This window comes from Sphingomonas sp. Leaf208 (assembly GCF_001421415.1).
Lineage (GTDB): Bacteria > Pseudomonadota > Alphaproteobacteria > Sphingomonadales > Sphingomonadaceae > Sphingomonas.
Window position 1 is genome coordinate 1 of record NZ_LMKH01000023.1, and the last position, 26,555, is coordinate 26,555.

Here is a 26,555-nt window from a genome sequence, read left to right on the forward strand (position 1 = left end):
ACGAGGTGCATCCGCACCGCGCTTTGCGCTATCGATCACCCCGCGAGTTCATCGCGCAAACCTGCGAGGCCCTGTCAGGCCTTTAGGGGGCAACAACAAACTGGACTTCGCTATTTCGCCTATCCTTATGAGGAAGGGGTCGGCGTTAGCGGCTTAATTGTGGGGCCTGTACGTCAACGCGGAACACAGAATGCCTGCACCCGGGGTGGGCCATAGATCCCAGTCGGCGTATCGGCTGGCTGGGCGACCTGCCGGCGAACAGCGTCTCGGGCTCTCATGCAAGCTGGACCAGTTCGGTACTCGGTGCGCGTCATCGCCCGGCCATCGCTTATCATTAAGGTATGGGGGCCAGAGGACAGGCGTTCCGTTGGGATCAAGTCGGCAAACTGCTCCGCGCCGGATGCGAGCATCAACACTGCAAGTATTAGCATGGTGCCCCCTCGTTCGCGCCTCCACCGCCGCTTAGATCGTAATGGAGAAACTGCCTAACTGTTGCGCGTTCTATGGTAATGAGGAAGGGCCAAGGTTCGAATCCTGACCAACCGCTGCGTGCTGCTGCAACCGTGCCGATCCGCATGCGGCAAGCAGCTGGCCGGAAAGGAGGGACGCGGCGTCGATATCAAGCGTAGCGACTACGCCTGGCGCCTCGACAAGGACCATTCCCTCACCTGCCGAGATGGTAAAAGCCTCCCGACGAAAAGTTCTGAAATCGGGTTTCCCAATGGCATATTAACGCCTCTCCCTGCCGCCAGCTCCGCACCGGTTGACGTGACTCAGAGCGATTGCCGAACCGCAACCTCAGGCAAATTTACTCTCTGCCGGCCGGCACAACGGAGCATTGCAGCCCGCTTTGGTCGAACAGCTTTCACGCGACCGCTTTCTGCCACGCGGCTTCCGCCGCGGCGTTGGTCAGCATAATGGCAAACGATAATCGCCGCAGCCGTGACGATCAAGACGACGAACGCGATGGCAGAGGCCCAACTGTCGACAACCGCCATACCTTTGTGACGAGCAATTCAGGCGACAGGGCCTTGCGAAAAAGCCGGTGCTCTAACCGGCCCATACCGCCACTGATGCAGATTATGCTGCTTGGCAACGAGACGGACGCCCACATACTGCTGCGGATCGCTCATGCCACCCCCGATGAGGTCTTGAAGCAGCCCCCATATACGGTCTTCAAACCGGTATGCCACGCCGTCAACATCCGCGATCATTTGGCGCGGTGTAGCCTTATAAACTTCCGTGATCGTTCTAACTTCGGAGCGGGCGTAGATTAGTATCTTAAACTTTGGTGGCAGGGGTGGCCGCTTAGCGGGCAGGATAGTCAATTGCCGAGGCCGCTGCAAAATTCGGTACGGGTCTACGGACATGGCGTCTAACAAACTGCGATCGTGGGATAGGCAATCATACTTCAGCTGTAACGCATGACTTGGTCAATTTACCATCCGATACCTTCCAGCATCCGGTAGCTTGAACCCAAATCGTATTGGAGCCGGTGCTGTCGTGCGCAGGCTCCTCGAACGTCATACTACTATTGCGACCGCAATTGTCACAATTCCGGTAAAGGTTCCGACGCTTCATCTGCACGGTGCGTTCTCCTGCGTTCCTGTACCATACCACGAAGCCACCCCCCTACCGAGCCTATAGAACGCCCCGCCATCAATAGCGGGGCGTTTCTGCATCGCGCGACAGACGTTCCGCTTACCCTGTTTTCCCAGTCTCGAAGAACCCCGCCGCATGCTGATCGTTGAGAACAACGACGCACGCCACATAAGGCTTCCGAAAACTCCTCGCAGCCCCGCCCCCGTAAACCGCCCGTATCAGCTTGGTTGCTACGTTTGCCGCTGCTGACGCCGAGCGGCCCGCGTGCCTCTATTTCCCTCTATTTTAGGGGCGGGGTGGCCGTACCGAGCAGGTCCGTTATAGACCGTTTAAAACAGGGCCAAACCATACTCGCGTCCGATAATCGTTATTATCGGTCACAGGTTCGACGCCCCGCGGTCCCGAGCTGCGACCCTAATCACCGCCCCAGGAGTAAAGGTTGTTCCTCAATGCAAGCATAGGGCTAAGCCTTGAAGCGCACGTTTCCGACCTTCACGAACGCGATCATCCGCAGAGCTTTAGTTTGAAGCCCGTGGCTCCATTTGAACTCAATCAGCGCAAGATGCTCCTTAAGAGCTGGCAGCAACGTCACTGACGCCCCACTGAGCGATATGCGGCTTAAGGTCGCGAACCTATCCTGCTGAAACCGTTGGCTGTTGAAGTCCTTGTCCTGCGTTATTAGGATTCGCCTCGCCTGAAGGGCGGTCATTGCTACCACGGGATCGGGCGAATCCGCCGGGATATAAAAACGCTGGCGTTGTACGCTATGGCCCTGACGCTGAAGGTAGCGGCCGATAGAATCAGGCACGTTGTTGTCGAGGAAGAGATAGAGCTTGGTCGCAGCTTTCGGCATTAAGCGGCGACGCGCTCCGGTTCAAAGCCAAGAGCCGCCTCAACGTCGGCGTCCGTCAGACCGGGATATTCCTTGATGATCTTAGCGCTGCTATAGCCAGCGGAAGCGAATTCCCGGATAGCCGCAACGGAGACACGAGTACCGGCTATCACCGGTTCATTCTGGGCGACAAAGCGGGCTCGAACAATCTGACCGGTGCGTTCGCTACGATCGTTGAGATCGAGGACCGCTCTACGCGTACTAGAAATTACAACGCGCAGGGGAATGTCAAACACCCGCTGCCCGCTGACCACGTCTTGCCGCAGGTTCGTACGTGGATCGACGAACACGACGCGTTTGCCTAGAACGTACAGCGTTGTAGCCGTCCACTTTGCATCCCCGAGATGGGAAAGGTCGCGTGCAACGTCGCGCAAATGAGCGAGAGAAATACGTTTCTCGTTGCGCAGATCGTTCAGTACCCGAAGCGAAACGATGTCGCGGAACGAATAGATGCGACCGAAGGGGATGCCCTTGGCGTCGCTGAAACTCGGGCAAAAGAACCCGTCGCCGTCCCAACGCCGCAGTTGGTTCAGCGATACGCCAGAGAGGCGAGCGGCTTGGTCCTCGCTGAAAGCCCCCACAATGTCGCCGGCCTCTACCATGATCTGACCCGGTGCCTCATGCCGCTGAGCTATATCACTTCGCGGTGCATGGGAAGTTTCGCATATCCGCATTTCACCCGAGGCGCGTGCGCCGTCAAAGTATGGTGGGCCGATCAGGATCAGGATCAGAACCAGCTATCCGGGGCTCAAGGCTCCGGCCCGCGGCAGACGTCTGCCCATCAATATAAATCTTCCAAAGTATCAGGCCCGTCTCGTCCGTCACTGACACGTTCCACGGGCGCGAACCCCAGAAGGCAACTGCGGCGTCTTTCATCATCTGCTCGCACGTCTGAATAGCCTCACGCCGCGCGTCCTCGTAGCTCCCAAATTCCTGCCCATCGGTATCCGTGACCCGAACATCGGTCTCTGTATGGAAATAGAAACGCGGCACTGGTGCACTCCGTCGCTTAGTTACCGTCTCTCGCAGGGGGCCTAATCGCTCAGACGGCCTTTTGATCCGAATGCGCGGTGCCCTAGTGCGATATGCGCCCTGCCAGGAATGAAGGGCTGTTTCGTTTGGAGCTTTGCAATATCGCTACGTCGGCTAGCCTAGGCGAATGCCAACACCAACCGATCAAGTAGCTCCGGACGCAACCCTGTCCAAACCTGAGGGCCGGAGGCGACCTCCTCGCATCGATGCGCGTAGTGAAGAACAGCGCAGCATAGCCAAGCATCTACGTGAGCAGCATCTCCCTGGCGTGGATACGGATGACGATGCCTCTGTCGCGCTGGAGATCGAGCAGGCCAGATTGATACTGTTTGCTAGCGGTGCTGCGCTGGCTTTCGAATTGACCCAGCTGTTGAACACGTCTCGTGCAGTGTGCGTCGGTCCATTGTACTACTCAATCGCGCTACTGGGACTCTCCATGTGTGGCGCGTGGGTTGCGCTCGTTTTGTCCGAACACCTTCGGCGCTTTCGAGTCGACCGACGCTACAGAATCTATCACGGCGAGCTTGGGGAGTACCTGAAGCTAGCAAAGAACGACGTCGTAAATACGTACCCAACCGACGCAGAATGGTCCGGCCAGATCCGGCGCGAGACGGAAAAGCGCTCTGATCTCAGAGTACTTCGCTATTCCATCGCGGTTTTCGTCGCCGCAGGGATTGGCGCAGGCATACTCGCGGCGATAGGCACCGCGGACCCTCGTCGGTGCCATTTTGAGTTGCTCAAACCTCAAGCTGCGACCCCGCCGACGACCACCGTTTCTCACGTTTAAATAACCGTCGCGACCGCTAATCACCGCTAAAAGACGGACCGGCCAACCGTTTCCGATCCCTATTTTACGGGGTCTCGAAAGAGCGGAGCCCCAGCCGCATTATCGGACATGCGTGCGCACTTGTTCGCAAACGCCCGCCTTTACGGCCTCCGACTATTGCGGGGCGTCCGTCGCATTTCTCGTACGCACCCGTGCGATGTGTGCGGAAAGCGGGGCAAGGCCGTCTGACCCTCAGCGCGTTATGGCGTCGGATTGTCGCGGGTCCTCCGCCGCATTGACGCGCGCACCCGCGCGATGTCGCCAGAAAGCTGCGCTCGAGCCCAGTTGCCTCCCGCGCTGACTGCATCGCATAGTTGCGGGCTACCCGCTCGCCAGTCCGCCACGCCCGCGCGTATGGAGTCCAAGATCTACGGACGCCCCGCCGCATTCTGTTCCGCGTGCCTGCGCGTACTGTGCGCATCGAGCTTCAAGCATCGGGCGGGCATAGCTGGCGAAGGCTGCATTCTCGCGCGCAGTCGGGCGCGTACTGGTCCCAAAACTCCCGCCGCGTGTCATGCCGCCGCTCTTTAGTGGGTGACACTAAGGCGGACTGCCCGCGCCATAGATATGCCGCGTGATCGCGCGTACCGGTCCGCTTCCCGCGCCAAGGGTGACTGGTATTATTGCGGAGCGCCCGCCGCATAGAGTTACGCGCACACACCCGCGATGGCTTCGGAAACGTCCGCGCCGTCGTTATCCCCGGTTATCTTAACCTGCGCATCCGGCCACCGCTCTTCCGCGATCCGTGCCGCCCGTTCGATCAAGGCGGGGTCTAGCTCGATCGCCGCCACCAGCACCTTGAACGCCCTGGACGGCTTGCCCCGCGATTGCTCCTGATCTTTCACCATGCCGAACGACAGGCCGAACCGAGCGGCAAACGTCGGCTGATCGATCCGCAGCCGGCGAAACCGCAGCCGGAACAGATCGCGTGCGAAGCCTTGCTTTCCGAAGTCTGGATCGAATGCCATTTCCGTCACTCCTACGTTGCCCGTCTGGGGCGGTCCTCAGGTGTTATTACGGTGTATCATCACCTAGCCATCGTCCGCCCGGTCCCCTGTTATTGCCTGTTAAAACAGAGGGAGGGGCCGACCTATTGGCACTATTGGCGCTATTGGCATGGGGCCTATCTCGCTCCCGAGCCGTCGCCTGCGCCCTGTAAATATATAGATAGATATAACCTATTTTTGGTTACGTAGCGAAGGCTCGCCATTAGTGCCAATAGGTCGCGGATCGACAGAAAGGCCCCGTGCCAATAGTGCCGATAGTGCCAATAGCCCCCTGCCATGGGCGTTCCACCTACTGAAGCCGAACCCCGCTCTATGTTCTGACCATCGCCGGCCCGTCCCCGGCCGGCCAAAATGTTTTCCATTTCAGGCAGATAGATCATCGCAACATTTAATCTTGCACATAGTAAGTGTGTCGCTTGACAATATAACAGAATCGATAAACATTATTCCATATAAGAAGTTTAGGAGCGATCATGAAGCAAGCGGTAGCGGTGCCTCTCATCTGCGTGCTCCTATTGCTTACCTCAGCGGCACCGTTGAGTCAGCTGGCTGTGGTTGAGCGAGACCCGAGATCACCAAGTGTGAACTGCCAATCCCCAATGCGGGTTAGGAACGTCACGTCTCGAGACATTATCGTCATCCTGACTAGGAAATGGCGGCAAAACGGGCCAGGCTGCAACACCATTGGCGAAACAGTTAAATTACCGGCAGTTGGACTAGGACCCAACGCAACTCAGTATTTGGGATGCACGATTTACTTCTCCACCGGAAGCTCCTGCTCAGATAATAATGAGTGGCGCTACGTCGATGCTCTGGAACGGATCGTTATGCCGGCCGAGCCTAAGCCCATCCCTGAAAGAAAGGAGCCAAGCAGAAACGACCATGGTGGACCACCTCACTAGAGCGGCCCCCACCAGCTTCCGTTTGGAGTGCCGTCTTCTAGTGCCTGGGAACAGTTTTCCCAGAAGGTGATAACTGACAATCGGCGGTTAGCGACAAATCTCTGAGAGCCCAACGGCAATTAAAGTCGGATTTTATCGGGGATTGCGCACGCCCGGCCTTGGATGCGGCCGTTTGTAATTGCCGCATAGCGCGTCCTGCCCCTGATGCGTTTATGGCATGTACACTTAGTCCAGCCCCCGCGCGCGACCCAACGGCCCTTCCACCCTTGCCGTTGAGCACAAGCCACTGGAAATGCATGACCGAATTACCGGTTGGGCACTGAGCTAATGCCGATCTGCCATGATGGTCAGAACGCATAGCGCGGGCAAGTTCGTAAAATAAATCCCGAACTTCGGCCTTCGGTCATCAGTCATCGGTCATCGGTCATCGGACCAAACTACTCGGGAGGGTCAAAACTCTAGCGTAGGCAGATCAACACTGCGGTGAAAGCTACGCCGCCGAAAGCGGCAGCCTACAAGCTGTTCGACCAGCCCGAAGAGCAACGCTGGATCTTTCATCGTCCAAAATCCCACAGCATCACCGGCTCGATCGTTGGGAGCGTACCGTGACGCATGCCGCCACGATCAAACGATGAGCGCGACTCGCCCGAGGCGTCAGCAGCTATCGCACGTTTGTCATCGAGCAGGACAATACGCCGCCCGTCGAGCCAGACCGCGAGCCCCTGAAAATCCCAGTCGTCGCGCGGACCGATCCCGAACAGGTCGCCGGCGGTCCAACCGAGCGCCATCGCCTTTGCCGCCCACCGATCGCGCGCGAGTGTCATGGCGTCGATCACCACGCCCCGCCAGTTTGCGGCACACTCGAGCTTGCGCGGCGGCGGCATCGTTTCCAGCCGCCGCAGCTCGCTAGCTAGGTCATCCGGAAGCCCGAAGTTTTCGACCGCCGGAGCGGGGGCGGGTTGAGCGCCCTCCGCCATCACCGACGCGGCAACGTCACGCCACCCCATTTGCCACCCCGTCATGCACCATCGGATTGACGAGATAATCCTTGCGCGGCTTGCCTGCCGTGTCGCCGGCACGTTCCCCGATGCCGCGGAGCCATCCCGCCTCCACCAGCGCTTCAGTCGCGGCCTCGACATCGGCCGCAATCTTCAGGGTTGCGATACCGCTTTCCCGTCTCACTTCGCGTAGGTTGATGCGTTGCGTCTTCGTTTTTAGGATATGATGGGCGAGCGCCGCCGCATTACGCTCGCTCAGAGGCAAGGCGGCATCACCGAACACACGGACCGCGGACGGCTTCGCATAGTCGTCGATGAAGCTCAGGACCGCCGTAAGCGTCTCAGCGCGGATGCAGGTAGGCTCGCGCCCATCGGTTGCCGCCCAGCCGATAAGCTCGACGACGAGCGACAGGCGCAAAACCATGCCGCGTAGCTTGCCGAGGAACCCTTTGTAGAGACCCGCCGCCTCCCGGATCGCTGAATCATTGTCCCGGATCCATTCCTCAAAGATCGCGCCCGCCGCGTCATTCAGCATGAGGACGATCGCGACCGCCTGCCCTTCCTCGTCGCGACCGGGCTGGATGCGGAGCAGCTGGCGATAGACATGCTCAAGCAATGCCGCATCGGCAACGCCGGTCGGCCGCTGGTATCGGATCGGGTCGGGCCACGCCCATAGGAAGCGCGCAACCAAGCCGTCGTCCGCAGACTTCAGCAGGCATTCGGATAGCTTCTCCGGCTGGATACCACCCAGCACCGTCACGCCGTTGAACTTGATGAACAGCGGGGCCTTGAGGCTTTTGCGGTCGACGGTGAAATGCCGCCCGCCATTTGCCTCTAGCCAAAACTCGCGACCGCCAGGCGAATACCGCTCGAAGCTCAGCAACCACCCGGCCAGCTCGTCGCGCAAATGAAGGATGCCGTTGGGGTTGCCGGATAGGATCTCCATCACCGCTTCGGGCGTGCCGTCCTGCACGACAAGGCGCGGACGCTGCGGCTCGTCGGGCTCTACCGCGGCATCGGGCATCGTCGGGGTAGCCACGCCCTCCTTAGTCGCCATCTTCACGTCGGCCAACCACGCCGCCTTCTCCGCCTTCGCGCGCTCGGCAGTCGTTTGCCACCCGATCAACCCGGCCTTGAACTGCTCCGCTAGTTCCTTCTCCATGCCCTTAAGCGGGACGGTAGCGGCGTCGATCGCGGGCGACTTGTTGGAGGACGGATCACCAACCGGAGCAATCCACAAGATGCACGGTTCCCGCCACTGGGGAGCCTCGCGGAACGGCTGCACCGACCGCTTGGCACCGACGAGCGAAGCGGCAACGGCAATGATGCTCACGGCCACGTATTCAGCCGGCGCACCAGCACCCGCCGCCAGATCGCGAATGAGCGGCCAGAGTGTGCCGAACATATCAGTCGGCATATCAGGCGGAGCCGTGCGGCCACCAGCTAGCACCGTCATATCGGGCTTTGACCAGACCGGAGCCGAATGCGACCCTTGCCCCATGTAAAGCGAAGCGTCTTCGAAGACTTCGGCGGTGTCGTACCGTGTGGCGAGGCTGGCGTTCATGCGCTGGCTCCCATCAATTCGGCGTTGAAGTCCACGAAAGGCGGCGTCGGGCGCATGATCCGAACCGATAGGCCCCAGGCGACGTAGGCTTCGGCCGCTTTCTGTGCGGCCACCTCACCTGGCGCGTTGCCGTCCGCGCCGATGACGACCGACCGCACGACGGGCGGAAAAATCATCGCCGGCATCATCGACGTTCCCGCCGCCACCCAGACCGACCGGCCCAAACCTTGCGCTAGAGTCAAGCCGTCCTCCAGCCCCTCGCAGACGAGGATGCTCGCCGACGGCGGGCCAAGTCGGATCGAGCCGCCTATAACGTTGCCCAGGCTGTATTTCACCTTGGGCTTGCGGTCCGTGTCGGTCGCCTTCGTTGCCGCCTTGCGCCCGTCCTCCGTCAGATACGTGCGTTGCAATGCGGCCAGCTCGCCGGCCGCGTCCGTGACGATGGCGACGAGCGTCGGCAGCAACCCCGGACCGTTCGCCGCCAGCACACCGTTCCCCTCCATTTTGGGCGGCGGGAGGCGAGCGAACCGCAAGGTATGTGGAAGGTCGATGGTGATACCGCGCGACCGCAGGTAGATCGCCGCGGGTGTCCCGTCGATCGGCACGGACGCCTTGACGATCCGCTGTGCGATCGGGCGCATGTCGGCCTTCGGCTTAGCGGGTGCGCGCTGCTGCTCCAGCTCGCGCAATGCGCCACCGTCCAGCATCCCGATCGCCTCGCGCGTCTTCACTTTGTAGGCGCGCATTACGAAGTCGATTACATCGCCCTGCGCGCCGCAGCCGAAGCACTGGAACCGGCGATCGTCCGCATAGATCGTGAACGACGGCGAGTTGTCCGGGTGGAACGGGCAGCACCCCTTCCACTCCCGACCAGCGCGAGAGAGCTTAACACCCGCCTTGTTCGCGACTCCTGAGACGGGGAATCGGTCGCGGACCTGCTGAGTGACGGCCGCGAATGCGGCGCTATCCATCTGGGACATTAGAAGCTCCTAAGATGGGATATGACGGGGAGCCGCCGCAACCCGGCTGGCGAACGTCCGGCGTCCGTCCTGAAGGCGGCGACGAACGACGCACCACGACGAGCGCTCAAGCTGTTCCAGCACGACGAAAAGGCTATCGGGGCGTTCATGCCTGCGCCTCCCTGCGATCGTGATGGCAAGCGCGCCAGACGATCGCGTTTCGACCCGAGACGTTCGGTCGGCGCAAGCCGGTGTCGCGAATAGCGCGGCGGTCCTTTAGCGCCGTGAATCGGGGTTGCAGGCTATACCGCGGGTAATCAGCGCGGGCGCATGTCTCACCCACGGTGAGGCCGTCCGGGTACTGTTCTAGCACCTTCAGCACGACGCGCTCCAGGTGGGCGGTTGCCTGCTGGATCGATGCGAAAGCAGCCGTGCTTGTGGGTTGGTGACACCGGCTCATGCGTCGCCTCCGTCAGTCAGTGAGGGAAGGCCGTGTTTGTCGAGCAGGATCACTAGGCAGTTGCGTTGCTTTTCGGTGAGCGGGTTCGCGTAGAAGGCAATTCCGCCAACGAACTGACCTTCACGAGGCTTGAGCGGCTTGCCTTCGGCGAGCACGGACATAGCCCCGCGCTGGTGTTCAACCATGTTGAAGCTCCCCCATGCGAGGGCAGCAACCAGTGCCGCAGTGCATCCGTGCAAACCGACAACGTTAAGCCGTTGCAGGCGGAGGGCGGAGTTAGTATGTGTGCAGACTCTGCTGTTGAAGTAGTTCGTGGAAGCCCGCACCGTTGGCCCGGTGTGGGCTTCTCGCGTTTTACGACCGCGCGTCGTTGCTGCTGTTACCATGACCGATCAAGCCGGCTCGCCGATGAGCGCGCGTGCGCTACGCATTTTAATTAGTCGAGTGCCATCGACCTTGATGCTTTCCAGCTTGCCGGAATTGAGCAATTCATAAGTCTTCGTTCGACCGAAGCCGAAGCATTGCATAAATGCAGAGACCCGGATTGTTTCAACGTCCATTTAATGCCTCCCGTTGGGATGATGCGAACACCATCGGGCGACATCGAATTACCGCTCGTAGTCACGGGAAGCCAAGGAAACGAAAGGGCGATCTTTTCCAGAAAAGTACGCCCAATCTTTTCTTACTTTCTCCTAAGCTCCTTGAGGTAGAGCGAGCCGTCGAACGTGAGCGCGTCGGCAAACTCTAGTCCGTACTTTTCGCCGAACACTGAACGCCCGCTAGCACCGTCTTCGCGCGCCGTTTTCTTCAGGTGCGCGACCAACTCAATTCCTAGATCCCGGCTGCAAGGTGCGCTCCATTTCTGCATCGTGCCCCACTCAACCCCGTATGCTTTCTGGATAAGCGTGTGCCGTTCAACGGCCGACACGCCGCGGCCCTGAAGTACGGCGTCCCATTCCAGGGCGCGCAGCTTGTTCACTGCGATCCGGAAGGCATTCCCCGGTCGGCCTTGCTTCCTTTTGCCCTCTACCACCGCGAATAGTCGCGGATCATCGCCCGCGTGGATCGCTCGCACCTCGTAGACCGCTTCTTGCATCGAGCTAACGCTAGTCCCGCGATCGAAGAACCGCGCCGCCACCAAGAGCTTGCGCGCCAACAGGTTAAGCCGGTCAACCCTCCCCTGTTCGGCTGGCCTGCCTATGGACTTTAACTGGTCGATAGCTGCGCTGTCCTGCTTTCCGAAGGCTGTATGCATCAACGGCTCGCACACCTCCCTTACCTGCCCCAGCAGATCACCGATCGCACTTAGAGCCTGCCCCTGCGTGCATTCGGGCCGCAGCATTTCGCGACGGTCGAACCATGCGGATAGGCCCTTCAGAATGCTATCTTTTTCGTCAGCAGCACCCTTCAGCCCGAGGTCAATCAAGGCTTGGGTACCGGGGGGAAGTTCGCGGCGGTCCGTCACGCGACGGCCTTCAGGTGTGCAACGACGTCAGCCCGGGCAGCATACCGCCCCCACGCGTCGAGCAGCTTGCGCCGCATTTCTAGGAAGTCTGTTCGCTTGTAGGCGGCGACAACCTTGTCTGAAACCGCGTGCGCCAGAGCCACCTCCGCAACCGCGTCGGGGATGCTTGGCATATCCTCCGCCGCCCAATCGCGGAACGAACTGCGGAACCCATGCGGGGTATATGGCAGGGCACAATCTCGGAGCACCTTCGATAGCGTCATGTCGGAAAGCGGCTTGCCCTTCGCGCCTGAGAAAATAAGCCCATCCACCTTTACCAATCGTTCAGCGTCGACGCGTCGCAGCAATTCCAACGCCTGTTCGTTCAGCGTGACGGTATGGGCCTCCCTGGACTTCATGAGCTTTGCCGGCCGGATCCATAACCGCTTCTCTAGATCGATTTGCGACCAGCGGGCGGACCGCACTTCACCCGACCGGGCGGCGGTGAAGATAAGGAACAACAAGGCTGTACGCCCCGCGGTCGCCGCCCGCTCCGACATAGAGCCCACGAACGCCGGCACTTCGACATGAGGCATCGCAGCGAAGTTGCCGCCCTTCACCTGCCGCGACAGGCCAACCGTGACCGACTTCCCGGGCGCTTCCGACGTGCGCCAGCCGCTCGCCTTCGAGAAGTTAAGCACCGTCCCGATACGCTGGCGGACCTTCTGCGCCATGACCGGTATGTCATTCCAGATCGGCGCCAACGCGCCGCGGATATGGGAAGCCTCAATGGAGTCCACCCGCATACGCCCCAACGGCTTGTAGGCGTGATCTTCCAGCGACGACAGGAACGACGCCGCGCTCTTTAGGGCCCAGCCCGCCTTAAGCTCAGCATGGCAGGCGATGGCCGCTTCCTTGAACGTCGGCACGGACCCGCGGTCCCTGTCACGCTCTAGGATTGGATCGCGGCCAGCCTTCGCGAACTTGCGGAGCACCGACGCCTTGTCGCGAGCCTCGCCCAGTGTGAGAACGCGGCGATGCAAGATTGACACTTCCTCAACCAACTCGGCACCGATCCGGGATTTAACTTCGACCGAGCCTAAGCCAATGTCGCGCCGCTTCCCTTCCAACTGGACCCGGAGGAGCCAAGACCGCGCGCCGGTCGGCTTGACCAACATATAGAGCCCGTCGCCATCGGCGTGACGGCCGGGGCCAAGCTTTGAAACCTGCGATGCAGTTAAGCTCATAGTGTCGTTTCCGCTCCCTCGTCCGTTCCCTCACACTCTCACGAATGAGAACGGACGTCAACGAACACGATCGGACGCTGAATAGCCTCTTTCTCGGTTAGAAAAGGGAGAGAGCGAACAATATCGAATGGCAACGCTTTACAAGTTATAGTCCTACTCAGGGAGCCATTTTCCAGCCGGACAAGTCCTCGCTTCCTCGCGAGATGCCGGTAGGCCGGAACCCCCTTCTTCAAATCTGTCCCGCCAGTTGCAGTCGTTCTTGCGACGGCGTCTGACCTGCCCGCCCCGCAGAGGTCGAGGACTGAGCCCAACATGTAACTCAGACGAGACACGTTCACGCTAGGCGGGTTTGGGTGGGTATTCGCACAAGTTCTTAAATATTACCGACACTTAGGTCTGACGAACATTCTTTAGTTCATGAAACTTATTTCATGTTAAGATACTTTGTGGTTTAGGATGAAGTCTTACTCAAACAGTGGAGATTTCATGTTTCTTAAGTCACTTGCCACGGCATCGGCTGGCCTCATGCTGCTCGCCGCACCAGTTGCAGCGAACGCGGCTTCGGCCAACCCGGCATCCAGCCTCTCGACGATCCAGTCGGCACGCGTCGGCACGCCGACCGTCAAGAAGTCCGAGGTCGCCGACGGTGGTTTCATCATCATCGCTCTTGCCGCCGTTGCGGTCGGTGGCGGTCTGTATCTCGCGATCGACGATGGCGACGATTCCGACAGCAACTAATCTGTTGGACCGGTGTTATGCACCGGTCCAATCGACCTGGGCTTGGACGATGCCACGTCGAAACGTGCGCTTGAGAGCCGTTTGTTCTCAAATGAATTAGCAATAATCGTCGTGCTGAGACCGCGTCCTGCCCGATCCGCTGACGCTTCCAGATAGCTTTATTCGTGCGTCGCGCGCCGATTTGAGACTATGCGATCCTGCACGCGAAAATGGAGCGGAGGGTTCGGAATGGTCGATGCAGTGATAGTCAGCGCAGGCGACGGCGTCGCGACCCTGCTGCGCGACGGCGATATCGGCGACCGGATCGATACCGGCGACGCCGTGCTCACCCTGTCTCAGGCCGTTCCGCGCAACCTGCCGCGGCATCCGCTCGGCTTTCCCGTGCCGACGATCCAGATCGCGTCGAACACCGAATTTGCCCAGCGCAAGCCGGGTTGGATCGATTTCGACGCCGGACATGTGCTCGACCAGGGGTTCGCCTCGGCAGAAACGGCGATGCTCGACTGCATCGCCGCGATCGCATCGGGCCGCGAGACCGCCGCCGAGCGCAATGGCGAACGCGAGATCGCGATATGGAAACGTGGAGTAACGCTTTGACACGACTGACCCATGCGACGCTCGACCAACTGCCGGCGACGATCGAGAGCCCGCGAGGCCGCGCGATGCCCTCTATCGGCATCGTCCATTTCGGGCCTGGCGCATTCCACCGCGCGCATCAGGCGGCGTATATCGACGCGCTGCTGGACCATGATCCACGCTGGGGCATCGCCGCAGTCTCGATGCGCAGCAAGCGGACGGTCGCAGCACTTGCCGAGCAGGACGGGCTCTACACGCTCGCGATCCGCGACGCTCAGTCAACGAACCGCGTGATCGGTGCGCATCGCCGATTCCTCGGGCCCGACGACGCGGCCGAAACGCACGCGTTGCTCGCCGATCCCGCAGTACGGCTGGTGACCTCGACCGTTACCGAGAAGGGCTATTGCCTCGCCGCCGACGGCACACTCGTCCTGTCGCACGCCGATATCGTCCATGACCTCGCCGGGACGACAACGCCGCGCAGCCTGGTCGGATGGCTAGTCGCAGGCCTCGCCGCGCGCCGGAATGCGGGGATCGCGCCGTTCGTGCCGATGCCATGCGACAATCTCGCCAGCAACGGCGCCAAGCTCCACGCCGCCCTGGTCGCATTCACCCGCGTGGGCGACACGGATCTGGCGGACTGGATCGCCGGTGAGGTAAGCGTGCCGTCGACGATGGTCGATTCGATCACGCCGGCGTCCGACGTTGCGCTCTACGACGACGTAGCCCAAGCGATCGGTCTCGAAGACCTCGCCGCGGTCCAACGCGAATCCTTTGCACAGTGGGTGATCGAGGACATCGGCACGCCGCTCGGCCCCGATCTCGCGTCGGTCGGCGCGACCATCACGACCGACGTCGCGAGCTACGAGAAGGCGAAGCTGCGCATTCTCAACGGCGCGCATTCGACGCTCGCCTATGTCGGCCTGCTCCGCGGCGCGGCGAGCGTGGCGGACGCGATGAACGACGTGGCGCTCGCCCGATTCGTCGATGCGATGATCCGCGACGACATCATCCCGATGCTGCCCAGCACCCCTGGTCTCGACCTGGATGCCTACCGCGCCGCCGTGCTCCAGCGGTTCCGCAACCCGGTCATCGTCCACCGGCTCGACCAGATCGCGCAGGACGGATCGCAGAAGCTGCCCTACCGGCTGGGCGATACACTCGTCGCCAACCGCCGCGCGGGTCGCATGCCCGCCGGCGTCGTCATCGCGCTCGGCGCGTGGGTAGCGTTCCTGACGCAACGTGCCCGCGACAATATTCCGATCTTCGATCCAGCCGGCGATCGCCTCGCCTCTGCGGCACGCGACGGAACGCCCGCCGAGGTCGTCGCGCGTCTGATCGATGCCGGACTGGGCTTCCCACCCGAACTCCGCGACGACGCAGCCGCCCGGTCCGCAATCGCCGATGCGGCAGAACGGATCAGCCGCGGCAACTGGTCGGGCGTGAACCTCTAGACCCCATAGGCCGCCCGAGCATTGCCGCCGAAGATCGCGTCCCGCGCCTCCGGGCAGGCGCGCGCGACGAACCCGTCGATCAGGTCGACGACCTGGCGATACTCGGCGGCAAGGCGGCAGACCGGCCAGTCGGAGCCGAAGATCAGGCGGTCAGGGCCGAAGCACGCAAGCAGGTGATCGAGATACCGCGCGATCTGATCCGCGGTCCAGGTCGCGTGATCCGCCTCCGTGACGAGCCCGGATATCTTGCAATAAAGCGACGGCACCTGCGCCATGTCGGCGATCGCGTCCGCCCAGGGCTGCCAGCCACCGTGCGCGATGTCGGGCTTCGCACCATGATCGAGGATCAGCCGCGGCGCCGTCGAACGCCCCGCCGCGACCAGATCGCAGAAGCGACGAACATGGATCGCCTGGCGAGGTTTGACGAGAATGTCGTAGCTGAAACCGCGCTCGACCGTCGCCCGGACCCCGCGCACGAAGTCCGATGTCAGCAGGAAATCGTCGTCCGGCTCGTCCTGGACGATATGCCTAAAGCCAACCAGCTTGGACGATCCCAACCAAGTCTCCAGCCGCTCGGCAATATCGCCGGCCCGCAGATCGATCCAGCCGACCACGCCCATGATTCGCGAATTGGCAGCCGCGAGCTCCAGCAGCCAGGCGGTCTCGGCCTCGGTCTGTCGTGCCTGCACGGCGATACAGCCATCGATCGCCGCGCCGTCCAACAGCGGCATCAGATCGGCAGGCGAAAAGTCCCGGGCAAGCACGCTGTCGGTATCGATCCAGTCGAACGCAGACGGCGAATATGACCAAAAATGCTGGTGCGCGTCGATACGGGTCATGCGGCGATCCGCGCCTGGCTGGTCGGCTGTGTCTGCATCCGAAGAACGTACCGCGTGCACGCCAGCGCAGCAATCGGATCGACGTGTCGCTTTGACCGAACGCTATTTCGCGACGACTACCGGCATGAAGATACAGCCGTTGCCGCGCACCGTCCGGATGATCTCCGTTTCTTAAATACCAACACCACCATCGACGCGTTTCCCGGCGCGATGGTTGTACCGGACACCAGTCGGCGCTAGCGGCATTCCCCATGTCGACGCCCGCCAAACCGCACGTTAAACCCTTGAACTGGCTCCAGCCTTTGGAGGGCCTGCGGATCCTCAAGCGGGGCGACGTGCCAATCACGCGAGTCCAGGTTTACGGCCAGCGATGCAGCGGTACCAATCTCGTCACGCGGGCGATCGAGGCGAACATGCCGAGCGTGACGATCACCGAGGAATTCGGCTTCAAGCACTGGTTCGTGCCGCCGCAGACGTTGTTCGTGAAGGATACGCTGGTCTTGGTCGTCGCCCGCGACGCGTTCGACTGGACCCGTAGCCTTCACCGCCAGCCATGGCACGCGCACCCGGACCTCAAGGCGCAGCCGTTCGACGCGTTCATCCGCAGCCAATGGCACAGCTATTGGGACGATCATTTCGGTCCCATCGAGCCGGGGCATCCGATGCAGGGCGACGAGATGCTGCACGAGCGCGATCCGGAAACCGGCGAACGCTTCGCTAATTGCATCGCCAAGCGCACCGCGAAGCTGCGCCACTGGGCGTCGTTGACCAACCGGACGCACAACGTCGCGTTGCTCGGCTATGATGCGTTCGCGCGCGCTCCGTCGGCGTTCGTCGAGGCGTTGTCCGAGGCAACCGGGATCCCGCGGCGCGAAGAATATGTGCCGATCACCAGCTACAAGGGACAAGGCTATGCCCCCTATGTTCCGACGGCTTATCCCGAACTCGCGCCTGCTGATGCCGAACACATCACTGCGTGGCTCGATCCCGAGGTCGAGGCGGCATTCGGACTGAGCGCGAACTATGCTGATCGATATCAATCGCCTTCGGAGGCCGGATCGGTAGAACGTTCGGCATGACCAAGCCGATCACGTTCTTCATCCATCACCAGGGTCGCGGCCACGCCAACCGTGCGATGGCGATCATCCGCGAACTGCCTGCCGAGCGCGCGGTGACGATCCTGACCGCCAAGCCGTCGTTGTTCGACGGGTTCGAGCGACCGATCACGATCACCGCGCTGCCCGACATGATCGGCGCGCCGGTACCGACCCCGGGGCTGTTCGCGCAGGCGACGCCCGAGGTGATGCACTGCGTCCCGCTCGGCGTCGCGAAGACGCGGGCGACGATGCGGACGATCATCGACCATCTCGACGACGTCGATCCGGCGCTGTTCGTGGTCGACGTTTCCGCCGAGATCGCGCTGCTGGCGCGGATCGCGAGCGTGCCCGCGATCAGCATCCGCATGCACGGTGACCGCCTCGATCCCGGTCATCTGGGCGCCTACCAGGCAAGCGTTGGCCTGCTCGCACCCTTCGGCGAGGCGCTCGAACAGGCGGACACGCCCGACTGGGTCCGCGCCAACACGTGCTACGCCGGCGGCCTGTGCACGACGGTCGACCCCGTCCCGACCAAGGCCGAGGCGCGCGCGAAACTCGGCCTCGACCCAACCAAGGAAATCATCGTCGTCCTCACCGGCGGCGGCGGCGCAGGCACGCCGTACGCGCCGCTGACGATGGCGGCGCGCGCGGTGCCGGATGCATTGTGGCTGGTGCTCGGGCCGGTCCACCGCGAGGGGCATGAGACCGACTTCGGCAATCTCGTCGAGCTCGGCTGGGTCCCCGGCGTCACCGACCACATCGCCGCTGCCGACGTCGTCATCGCATCGGCCGGCGACAACACGGTGCATGAGATCGCACGTGTCGGCCGGCCTTATGTCTGCGCGCCCGAATGGCGGTATTTCGGTGAACAGACCCGCAAGGCGGAACGTCTCGCGGAGCTTGGCGCGGCGATCGCGCTGCCGTCATGGCCCGGGGCGCTGGCACCCTGGCGCGGGATACTCGACGCCGCGAAGGCGCTCGATCCCGTCGCGCTCGCCGACCTGTACGACGCGGATGCGGCCAAGGTCGCCGCGGACTATCTGGAAGGACTGGCGGTCTCGCTTTGGGCGCCTGCTTAGAGTTCGAGCGCTAGTCGATCCTTCCCCGGCGGGGGAGGATCGAAACGTTGCGCAGTTTCTCAGCTAAACAAAACCTCCGGCGGCATCCTCGACGCTGCTACCTCTTCCGCAGTCGGCGCCCGCAACACGGTAATCGTCTCCCCGTCCCAGGCGATCAGCCCGCGCTCGGCGAAATGCCCCAGCCAATAGTCCATGCACCACCGCCCCCAAGTCCCGCGAAACAACCGCGCATTGCGGACGATCGCGTCGAAATGCTGGTACGCAGGCGTATGGACGACATGATGCTGGTGATACGCCCGCGCACCGCCGACCCACCACATCGGCACCCCGGCGCGCTCGAGTCGCGCGGCGAAGTCGGTTTCCTCGGCGCCATAGCCGACATAGCGCTCATCCATCCCCCCTGCCCGCGCCCAGTCCGCCGCGGAGATCGCGAACGACAGGCCCCAGAGCTCGCCATGGCTCGGCGTCGGGCGTATTTCATCGGGCGCGATCGGCGGCTTGGCCGGGTGACGCAGGCCGACCCGGTCGAGCATCTCCCAGTCCAGCCCGGCATCCATTGCGTCGGCGGGAAGATACAGCACCTCGCCCAACCGAATACCGCCCGGCTCGACCGCCGTAGCCGCATAGCGTTCGACCAACGTCGGCGCAGGAACGCAATCGACGTCCAGGAAGATCAACTGATCCCCACTCGCAGCCGCCGCTGCACGGTTGCGCGCCGCCGCCAGCGGCACCGCGTCGCCCTCGACCAACACCGCGTGCACCGGAAAGTCGGTCGGCGGGAGATCGGCGTGCGGCGCGTCCTGCATGTACGCGATCACCAATTCGTCCGGCTTGCGCGTCGCTGCGTTGAGACCGGCGATCAGGTTCACCAGGTGCGCGCGGCGTCCGCGTACCAGCGTCAGCACGCTGACCGTCGAGGACGTCACGATGCCTTCCTGATACCCTCGACGTCGATCCCGGCCGCGGCATCGCGGAAGAACGCGACGCCTTCGATCACGCCGCGCGCGTGATGACCGATCGCGACATAGCCGTGCGCCAGGTCCGCGCGCGATCCCAGGCCGTCCGAATAATTGCCGACGATGATCGCGTGGCGTGACGATCGCAGCATCTCGATATCATTGCCGCTGTCCCCCGCGACGATCACCTGTCGCGGTTCGAGACCGAGGCGACGGCGGACGTGCTCGACTGCAGTACCCTTCGACGCGGCATGCGGCAGGATGTCGAGATAGCGGCCGTGGCTCTGGATGATCGAACAGCTATGGCCGTGTTCCGCCAGCAAAGCCCGCACCCGCTCGGCAGCCGCCATGTCGCCATCCGCGAAATAGCTGAGCTTGAACCGGCGCTGCTCGAGCGGGCTCTGCGGCGTCAGTCCGGCATATTGGCCGATCAACGCGGCAACCGCCTCGCGGTCCCAGCCCGCGGCAATAATCCCGTCCCATTCGGTATCGCGGTCGTACACCGCCCCGTGCACCGTCCGGTAATAGATTTCAGAACCGACCGAGGTGATGAGGATTTCGGGGCGTGGCGCATCATGCTGCCCGAGGACTGCCATCGCGCTGTGGAAGCTGCGCCCCGTCGCGATCGCAAACGCGACATCAGTCTGAGCCTCGTGCCACGCGGCGAAAGCGTCGACGCCCTTGGCACAACCGATCAACGTCCCATCGATGTCCGACACCAGCAACAATTCCGGCTTCCGGTCCATGACCGCAGGCGCGGCGTTCGCGACCTCTGCGAGCAACCCGGTATAAAGCTGTACGTGCCGGTCCCAGTCATAGGCACGGATCGCTACCGATCCTGCCGCTGAGTAGCGCGACCACAGCGCCGGATCGTCTAGTATCTTCTGGATCGCATCGGTGATGGCGCCAGGTGAACGCGGATCGACGAGAATGCCGTTGCCGCAGGTCTCGACGATATCGTTCGGGCCGCCGCTGTCGGTGGCGACCACGGGCAAGCCGCTGGCCGCCGCTTCGAGCAATGTCAGCCCGAACGGTTCGTTGAGCGCCGGATTGACGAAGACGCCGCGCCGGGTACGGGCATGGGCATAGACCGCGGCGATATCGTCCGGTCGGTGCTGTTTCGGATAGGCGACCTTGCCGTACAGGTCGTAGCGGTCGATCAACTGGAGCAGTTCGGCAATGTTGTCGCGAATCTCAGGCTCTAGCGTCGCGCTGTCGTCGCGCGTGCCTGCCAGGATCACCAGGTTCGCCGCGGCCTGAAGCGCAGGCGAACGACCATAAGCGTGGACGAGCGCCGCAAGGTTCTTCTTGGTCACCGGGCGCGCAATCGCGAGAATTACTGGCTTGGCGGGATCGTCGAGGAACCGGTTTATCAGCGCATCGACGCGAGCATCTGTTCCGCAGTTCGCGAACTGCTTAAGATCGCTACCCGGCGCGAACACGCGGATCCGGCCCGGATCATACGCATCATAATCGGTATATTGGACTTCAGCCTCGTCGCGCGACGAGGCAATGATCGCTGCCGCCCCGGCGATGGCTTCCTCTTCGATCGCGATCCGTCGATCGAGTCCCGCGGTTTCCGCGCAATCACGATCGAACGCGGCCAACTTCACCCGGCCGAGCGAATGCGCGGTGAAGACATAGGGGATGCCGGTACGCGCCGAAACGCGCGCCGCGATCAGTCCGGCATCCGCATAATGCGCGTGCATGACGTCCGGCGCGCGATCGAGCGTAGCGATGTGTGCGACCAGAGCCTCGACCAGGCTGTCATGCTCGGTCCACAAGTCTTCCTTGACGAGATACGCGTCAGACGCGGTCAGCAGGCGGACGATGCGCGTGGTGCCGTCGATCGTTTCGATCGGCTCGGCATAGCATTCCGCATAGGCTGCATGATGGAACGCGCGCGTCACGATTTCCATCCGGTCGATCGCCGGATTGCGGCCGCTGGCAGCGACGAGATCGAGAAGGTACCGGATATGGCCCCCGGTATCCGCGGTGATTCCGTATTCGACGTCGGTTGCGCGTAAACACCCCTGCAACGCGATATGTAGTACGAACACCCTTCCCCCGTTCATCTGCAATTCACGTAAGGAACCGCTCACGGGGTTGCCGAGTTCCGGGCCGATGATACTTTACATGCCGGTATTGACGCAGGTTATTACGTTCCCTGCGGCGCCTCGTTCTCTCGGTGATCGATCGCTGTGAGGATCGCTCTACTCACCTGGGCCTATCCTCCTGAAAAGAGCGGACTTACTCGCGCCGCGCGCGAGATTGCTCAGTCGTTGGCACAATCTGGCAATGACGTCTGTGTCGTCACTATGGACCGACGCGAAGACAGCCACGACGGCCGGGTGTCGGTCATCGGTTGCGGTCTGCGCGAGGGATCGTTCGCCGCGCGCCTGCGCAAGATTGCGGGGATCGGGCACCTCGTCGCGCCGTTCGCATTTCGCCGAGCGGTCGCGCGCGAACACCGACGGGCACCGTTCGACGTGGTGGAGGCAACCAACTGGTATGCGCCAGGACTGGCGATCGCGCTCACCGGTCCTGCGCCGTTGGTGACGCGAAACTCGACCCCGGCAGCGACCTCGGCGGAGACGGTAACGAGCCTCCGCGACCGGTTCGATCGGCGTGCGGCCATGCTCGCGGAGCGGATCGCAGCGCGCTTCAGCAAGGCGCTGATCTCGAACACGCAGCTTCACGGCGAGAAGATCGCAGCATTGTACGGTGTCGAGGCCCCCGGACAAACCGCGCGCCACGCGGTCATCGGCCTCAGCCTGCCACCGGAGATCGTGGCGCGAGGAACGGCCGCAGCCTATCCCGACGATGTCCGCGAGGACCAGCCGATCGAACTGCTGTTCGTCGGACGCGAGGAGCATCGCAAGGGATTCGATGCCCTGATCATGGCGCTGAGGATCCTTGCCCGGCGTGCGGATGCCGGGATGCGCGATTTCCGCCTCACGATCGTCGGCGTCCATGCTGACGATTTGAAAGCGCTTCCGTCCACCGCGCGAGCGCGACTGCGCTGCCATCACCGTGTCGACGAACCGACGTTGCACGACCTGATGAGCGCGGCCCATATCATTGTTGCGCCGTCTCGGTACGAGAGCTTCGGGCTGGTGTACCAGGAAGCGATGATGTTCGGCCGACCGGTCGTCGCCTGCGCCGAGGACCCGAGCGCACGGCTGTTCATCGGCGAGAGCGGTGCCGGATTACTGGCCAAGACCTGCACCGGCGACGACCTGGCCACGCAGGTCCAGCGGCTGATCGAGGACCCGGCGTTGCGTGCACATTACGCCGCAGCGAGTCGGCGGGCGTCGGGGATGTTCACGCGCGATACCCTGTCCGCGCAGACGACCGCGGTCTATCGCACCGCGATCGGATCGAAGGGGGCGAGCAGCAACGCCTCGTCCTCCGGCCTGCCCGCGCCGGTCGACATCGCCTCGTAGATCCGCGTCCGCTCGCGCACCCGCTCGCCATCGAGCCGGTGTTCGAGCGCACCTGCCAGTGCCAGCGAACTCTCGGCGAACGGCACAACCGGGCGCTCGTGGACGCGGCCGGCATAGCGGATATCGCTGCGATTGAGGCGGTACTGGATGTCCGGATAGGACGCGGACTGCACCCCGTCGACGAGGTTGCGGCGCGGCAGGCCGAGCGAGCGCAACCCGTCGCGATCCGCCGCGGCTACGAGCCAGCCGAGCGCGTCGAGCAAAGCGGTATCGGGGCGCTCGTCGGTATCTATCTGCAAGACCCAGCGGGTCTGCATCGTGTCCTGAAGGCGGTTGCGCTGCGCGGAGAAGTCGCCTGCAAGCAGGTGATGGGCGACTTCGATCCACGGGACCCGCGCTGCGATTTCCCCTGCTTCGTCTGCCGTGCCGTCGAGCAGCACGAAGATCCGGGCAAACGCGGTGCGATAGTGTGCCGCGATCTCGACGATGTCGTTCGCATCGGCGGGCCGCGCCATGATGCCGAGGCCTATCGCGTGCGGCACAGTCGTCGCGGGGGCCGAGTGCGCCTGGGCTGGGCGATAATCAGGGGGAAAGCGGACATCGCCCCGCGCAACGGCGACCGGCTCCACCTCGAACCCGAACCGCCACGCCGCGTTGCGCAATCCCGCCGGGTCCAGCATCCAGCGTTCGGCTGGATCGCGCTGTAGGTCGACAAGCCCGCTTTCGAACCGCGCCACGATCTCGCCTGCAACCGCACCGACCTCGCTCACGTCGCGAACAAGCAGGCGGCAGTGGCTACACTCGAACCAGTCCTCGCGCACGAGCCAGTCCCAGTTCCCACAGATCGAGCATCGTAATCGCATGGCTCCGGCAACCCGCGGCGCGAGTGACAGGTTCCGGCCGACCTAAATCCTCCCCCATCGGGGGAGGTGGCAGGCCCATAGGGACTGACGGAGGGGTATCCGCCATCAACTCAGGGCGACACCCCTCCGTCTGGCAAGAGCCAGCCACCTCCCCTTACAGGGGAGGATCAAGCGCCCGCTCAATACCCGAACGTATGCGCCAGCGTCAGCAGCAGCCAGTACAGCCCGCCCGATAGCAGCATCGCCACCGGCAGCGTCATCACCCAGGCCAGCGCCATGTTCATGACCGTACGCCGCTGCAACCCGGCGCCGTTCGCAACGCTTGCACCCGCCACACCCGACGACAGGATATGCGTGGTCGACACCGGCATGCCGTATCGCACCGCGAGCAGGATCGTCGCCGCCGCGACCAGCTCGGCCGACGCGCCCATGCCGTAGGTCAGGTGCGTCTTGCCGATCCGCTCGCCGACGGTGACGACGATCCGCTTCCATCCAACCATAGTCCCGAGGCCCAGCGCCAGCGCGACGGTGACCTTCACCCAGGTCGGGATATAGCGCGTGCCCTGCTCGAGCCCGCTATTGTAGCTCTTGAGCGTCGTGATCTCCTGCGCGGTAAAGCGTGTCTGCGCGGACTTGTCCTCGGCGATCAGCTTGGTCGTATCGAGCACGAGGTACATGTCATTGCGCAAGTTCGGGGTCGCCGCAGCCGGCACCTTGCCCAGCGACCCATAGCTTTCGATCCGGCTCGACACGTCGTCCGACAGCGTCGCCAGCGCGCCATAGATGACCGGGTCGGCGACGTGCTTGGTCTTCAGTGCCTGCGTGACCTGCGCACGCGACGTGACGACGTCGGCCGGCGCGCCGTCGGCATGCGCGCGGTAAGCGGCCGATGCCGCCTGCGCGCTTTGCACGAACGCCGGCATCGCGCTCTCAGGCATCGTCCGGTTCAGCGCATAGGCGGTCGGCGCGCAGCCGATCAGGATGAGCATGATCAGCCCCATGCCCTTTTGACCGTCATTGCTGCCATGCGCGAAGCTGACCGCGGTGCAGGTGCCGATCAGCAACGCACGGATGCCGCGCGGTGGCGGCGTCTGGCCCTCGGGCGCTTCGTACAGCTTCTTGTCGCGCAGAAAACGCTTCATCACGAGCAGCAGCAGCAGCGCGCCGACGAACCCGACGATCGGGCTGAACGCGAGCGCGGAGAGAACTTTCCAGACCTGCACCATGTCGACGCCCGACGTTCCGTCCGCGCCGCCGCCGTTGATGAGTTGGTTGGCAAGGCCGACGCCGAGGATCGAGCCGATCAGCGCATGGCTCGACGAATTGGGCAGCCCGACCGCCCAGGTCGCGAGGTTCCACAGGATCGCCGCGAGCAACAGCGCGAAGATCATCGCGAACCCGCCGACGCTGCCGACGTTGAGGATCAGGTCGACCGGCAGCAATGTGACGATCGAATACGCCACCGCGCCTGAGGACAGCATCACGCCGAGAAAGTTGAAGAACCCCGACCAGACGACCGCGAGCGGCGCGGGCATCGAATGCGTATAGATGACGGTGGCGACCGCGTTGGCGGTGTCGTGGAATCCGTTCACGAACTCGAACCCGAGCGCGATCAGCAGCGCCAGCGCGAGGAACGCGAACGCCCCGCCCGCCAGGCTCTCGCCGACCTGCGCGGTATCGAAGGCGATGCTGAACCCCGCATAGGCAAGGCCGCCGATCAGCACGGCGAGGAATATCCAGCGCCCGGACGGATGCAGCGAATGATCGAGCTTGGGACCAGTATGCGGCGCAGCGGTAGCGCTCGAATCAGCCGTCACCGCATCGGGTGCAAATGTGGAGGTTGCCATAGGAATGTGCAGTCGGCCCTTACGATGACAATCTTATGACAGATGTAAATCAAGCGGTCGTTCGACCCTATTTGGGACGTCGCCCTTTACAATCCTCCCCCGCCAGGGGGAGGTGGCTGGCCCTCGCGAGACGGAGGGGGAGGCAGAGGACAACGTGCGTTCCGTGTCCTCCCCCTCCGTCGCTTCGCGCCACCTCCCCCTTGCGGGGGAGGATGTTCGGAACCGACTTTGTCGGACGTGAGTAAGTTAATTCACCGAGTCTCACCGATGCTCGCGAGCTGCATGCCATTGCTGCCGAACAAAGTGGCCATCTTGACGTCCGCATCCGCAGTCATTTCCTTGCGGCACTGCTGCGCGTCGGCGAGCGCCGCGAGGCCGGCACCGTGCGATTGGCAAGCGCTCGTGATCGCCGAACGCAGCCGGCGCTGGAACGCAGTGCGCCCGGCGTCGCTGGTCAGGTCGAGCCCGGCGCGCGACACGCGCACCGATACCGGGTCGCGCCCGGAACTCGCGGAAGCACCCGTGGAAAACAGGCAAGCGCCGACGATCGCCGCCGAAGCGACGCTGATGAAAAGCTTCATGATGATGTTCCTCAAATGGTCCTGCGGTCCGCAAGGCTATGCCTGCGGGCGACGGCGCCAGCGCGTCGGGACACCTTTCTGGGTGCGGCATCTCCGACCACGAACCACGTCGCTGCGCATCCCCTACCCGCGCTTCGTTACGCTCG

General features: G+C 62.8%; 24 protein-coding genes and 1 pseudogene. 8 read left to right on the forward strand and 17 right to left on the reverse strand.

Annotation, left to right across the window (positions count from 1 at the left end):
• Positions 1 to 2,065 precede the first annotated feature (2,065 nt).
• From ASE69_RS09960 to ASE69_RS23460, 3 genes are all read right to left on the reverse strand, one after another.
• On the reverse strand, positions 2,066 to 2,455 hold the full coding sequence (locus ASE69_RS09960) for a DUF5615 family PIN-like protein (protein ID WP_056485857.1): 390 nt from the start codon (positions 2,453 to 2,455) through the stop codon (positions 2,066 to 2,068).
• Positions 2,455 to 3,096 (reverse strand): DUF433 domain-containing protein, encoded by a 642-nt coding sequence (locus ASE69_RS09965; protein WP_162236878.1) that lies wholly within the window; start codon positions 3,094 to 3,096, stop codon positions 2,455 to 2,457. Before ASE69_RS09965 ends, ASE69_RS09960 begins: the two co-directional genes overlap by 1 nt.
• A 94-nt stretch (positions 3,097 to 3,190) precedes the next feature.
• Positions 3,191 to 3,487: a DUF6894 family protein gene (locus tag ASE69_RS23460; protein ID WP_056485863.1), complete on the reverse strand. Its 297-nt coding sequence runs from the start codon at positions 3,485 to 3,487 to the stop codon at positions 3,191 to 3,193.
• 307 nt (positions 3,488 to 3,794) lie between these two features.
• Between ASE69_RS23460 and ASE69_RS09975 the strand changes: the two genes are divergently transcribed.
• Positions 3,795 to 4,313, forward strand: coding sequence for a hypothetical protein (locus ASE69_RS09975; RefSeq protein ID WP_056485867.1), 519 nt, complete (start codon positions 3,795 to 3,797; stop codon positions 4,311 to 4,313).
• Between the two features lie 686 nt (positions 4,314 to 4,999).
• Here ASE69_RS09975 and ASE69_RS09980 read toward each other — a convergent pair.
• The 8 genes from ASE69_RS09980 to ASE69_RS10010 form a co-directional block, all read right to left on the reverse strand.
• Entirely contained in the window at positions 5,000 to 5,320 is a 321-nt protein-coding gene (locus ASE69_RS09980) for a hypothetical protein (RefSeq protein ID WP_056485870.1), read from the reverse strand.
• A gap of 1,495 nt (positions 5,321 to 6,815) precedes the next feature.
• Positions 6,816 to 7,283: a hypothetical protein gene (locus ASE69_RS09985; RefSeq protein WP_156362285.1), complete on the reverse strand. Its 468-nt coding sequence runs from the start codon at positions 7,281 to 7,283 to the stop codon at positions 6,816 to 6,818.
• Positions 7,255 to 8,823: a DUF3987 domain-containing protein gene (locus tag ASE69_RS09990; protein WP_235518477.1), complete on the reverse strand. Its 1,569-nt coding sequence runs from the start codon at positions 8,821 to 8,823 to the stop codon at positions 7,255 to 7,257. The genes ASE69_RS09985 and ASE69_RS09990 overlap by 29 nt, the downstream gene beginning before the upstream one ends.
• Positions 8,820 to 9,803: a CHC2 zinc finger domain-containing protein gene (locus tag ASE69_RS09995; RefSeq protein ID WP_082453054.1), complete on the reverse strand. Its 984-nt coding sequence runs from the start codon at positions 9,801 to 9,803 to the stop codon at positions 8,820 to 8,822. The genes ASE69_RS09990 and ASE69_RS09995 overlap by 4 nt, the downstream gene beginning before the upstream one ends.
• 435 nt (positions 9,804 to 10,238) lie before the next feature.
• Entirely contained in the window at positions 10,239 to 10,427 is a 189-nt protein-coding gene (locus ASE69_RS22040) for a hypothetical protein (protein ID WP_156362286.1), read from the reverse strand.
• A gap of 207 nt (positions 10,428 to 10,634) precedes the next feature.
• Entirely contained in the window at positions 10,635 to 10,802 is a 168-nt protein-coding gene (locus ASE69_RS22045) for an excisionase (protein ID WP_156362287.1), read from the reverse strand.
• Positions 10,803 to 10,924: 122 nt separating this feature from the next.
• A complete protein-coding gene (locus ASE69_RS10005) occupies positions 10,925 to 11,707 on the reverse strand; it encodes a hypothetical protein (RefSeq protein WP_056485879.1) in 783 nt (260 codons plus the stop codon).
• Complete coding sequence (locus ASE69_RS10010; protein WP_056485881.1) at positions 11,704 to 12,933, reverse strand: tyrosine-type recombinase/integrase; 1,230 nt, start codon at positions 12,931 to 12,933, stop codon at positions 11,704 to 11,706. Before ASE69_RS10010 ends, ASE69_RS10005 begins: the two co-directional genes overlap by 4 nt.
• 486 nt (positions 12,934 to 13,419) lie before the next feature.
• Here ASE69_RS10010 and ASE69_RS10015 point away from each other — a divergent pair, with 486 nt between their 5' ends.
• The 3 genes and pseudogenes from ASE69_RS10015 (at position 13,420) to ASE69_RS10025 (ending at position 15,701) form a co-directional block, all read left to right on the forward strand.
• Complete coding sequence (locus ASE69_RS10015; RefSeq protein ID WP_082453055.1) at positions 13,420 to 13,671, forward strand: hypothetical protein; 252 nt, start codon at positions 13,420 to 13,422, stop codon at positions 13,669 to 13,671.
• A gap of 366 nt (positions 13,672 to 14,037) precedes the next feature.
• Positions 14,038 to 14,268: pseudogene (locus ASE69_RS22960) on the forward strand (altronate dehydratase); the annotation flags it as partial.
• The gene (locus tag ASE69_RS10025) at positions 14,265 to 15,701 is read left to right on the forward strand and encodes a mannitol dehydrogenase family protein (protein WP_235518481.1); all 1,437 of its coding nucleotides are present in this window, start codon (positions 14,265 to 14,267) and stop codon (positions 15,699 to 15,701) included. The pseudogene ASE69_RS22960 and the gene ASE69_RS10025, both read left to right, overlap by 4 nt.
• Here ASE69_RS10025 and ASE69_RS10030 read toward each other — a convergent pair.
• Positions 15,698 to 16,540, reverse strand: coding sequence for an amidohydrolase family protein (locus tag ASE69_RS10030; protein WP_056485893.1), 843 nt, complete (start codon positions 16,538 to 16,540; stop codon positions 15,698 to 15,700). The two genes, ASE69_RS10025 and ASE69_RS10030, sit on opposite strands and share 4 nt — an antisense overlap.
• Here ASE69_RS10030 and ASE69_RS22050 point away from each other — a divergent pair.
• From ASE69_RS22050 to ASE69_RS10040, 3 genes are read left to right on the forward strand one after another with little or no spacing between them, the layout of a single operon-like run.
• A complete protein-coding gene (locus tag ASE69_RS22050) occupies positions 16,514 to 16,780 on the forward strand; it encodes a hypothetical protein (protein ID WP_156362288.1) in 267 nt (88 codons plus the stop codon). The two genes, ASE69_RS10030 and ASE69_RS22050, sit on opposite strands and share 27 nt — an antisense overlap.
• A gap of 11 nt (positions 16,781 to 16,791) precedes the next feature.
• Positions 16,792 to 17,619: a hypothetical protein gene (locus ASE69_RS10035; RefSeq protein WP_056485896.1), complete on the forward strand. Its 828-nt coding sequence runs from the start codon at positions 16,792 to 16,794 to the stop codon at positions 17,617 to 17,619.
• Positions 17,616 to 18,716: a glycosyltransferase gene (locus ASE69_RS10040; RefSeq protein WP_056485898.1), complete on the forward strand. Its 1,101-nt coding sequence runs from the start codon at positions 17,616 to 17,618 to the stop codon at positions 18,714 to 18,716. Before ASE69_RS10035 ends, ASE69_RS10040 begins: the two co-directional genes overlap by 4 nt.
• Before the next feature lie 59 nt (positions 18,717 to 18,775).
• Here ASE69_RS10040 and ASE69_RS10045 read toward each other — a convergent pair whose 3' ends face one another.
• Together ASE69_RS10045 and ASE69_RS10050 are read right to left on the reverse strand one after the other, a co-directional pair.
• The gene (locus ASE69_RS10045) at positions 18,776 to 19,642 is read right to left on the reverse strand and encodes a glycosyltransferase family 2 protein (protein ID WP_082453057.1); all 867 of its coding nucleotides are present in this window, start codon (positions 19,640 to 19,642) and stop codon (positions 18,776 to 18,778) included.
• Positions 19,639 to 21,732 (reverse strand): HAD-IIB family hydrolase, encoded by a 2,094-nt coding sequence (locus ASE69_RS10050; protein ID WP_056485901.1) that lies wholly within the window; start codon positions 21,730 to 21,732, stop codon positions 19,639 to 19,641. The genes ASE69_RS10045 and ASE69_RS10050 overlap by 4 nt, the downstream gene beginning before the upstream one ends.
• A gap of 141 nt (positions 21,733 to 21,873) precedes the next feature.
• Between ASE69_RS10050 and ASE69_RS10055 the strand changes: the two genes are divergently transcribed.
• On the forward strand, positions 21,874 to 23,118 hold the full coding sequence (locus ASE69_RS10055; RefSeq protein WP_056485904.1) for a glycosyltransferase family 4 protein: 1,245 nt from the start codon (positions 21,874 to 21,876) through the stop codon (positions 23,116 to 23,118).
• Here the strand turns inward: ASE69_RS10055 and ASE69_RS10060 are convergent.
• The 3 genes from ASE69_RS10060 to ASE69_RS10070 all read right to left on the reverse strand — a co-directional run bounded on the left by ASE69_RS10060 (position 23,034) and on the right by ASE69_RS10070 (position 26,409).
• Entirely contained in the window at positions 23,034 to 23,981 is a 948-nt protein-coding gene (locus tag ASE69_RS10060; RefSeq protein WP_056485906.1) for a hypothetical protein, read from the reverse strand. The two genes, ASE69_RS10055 and ASE69_RS10060, sit on opposite strands and share 85 nt — an antisense overlap.
• Before the next feature lie 179 nt (positions 23,982 to 24,160).
• Complete coding sequence (locus tag ASE69_RS10065; RefSeq protein WP_082453058.1) at positions 24,161 to 25,828, reverse strand: inorganic phosphate transporter; 1,668 nt, start codon at positions 25,826 to 25,828, stop codon at positions 24,161 to 24,163.
• A 251-nt stretch (positions 25,829 to 26,079) separates the two neighbouring features.
• Positions 26,080 to 26,409, reverse strand: a complete 330-nt coding sequence (locus ASE69_RS10070; protein ID WP_056485908.1) for a UrcA family protein — start codon at positions 26,407 to 26,409, stop codon at positions 26,080 to 26,082.
• Positions 26,410 to 26,555 lie beyond the last annotated feature (146 nt).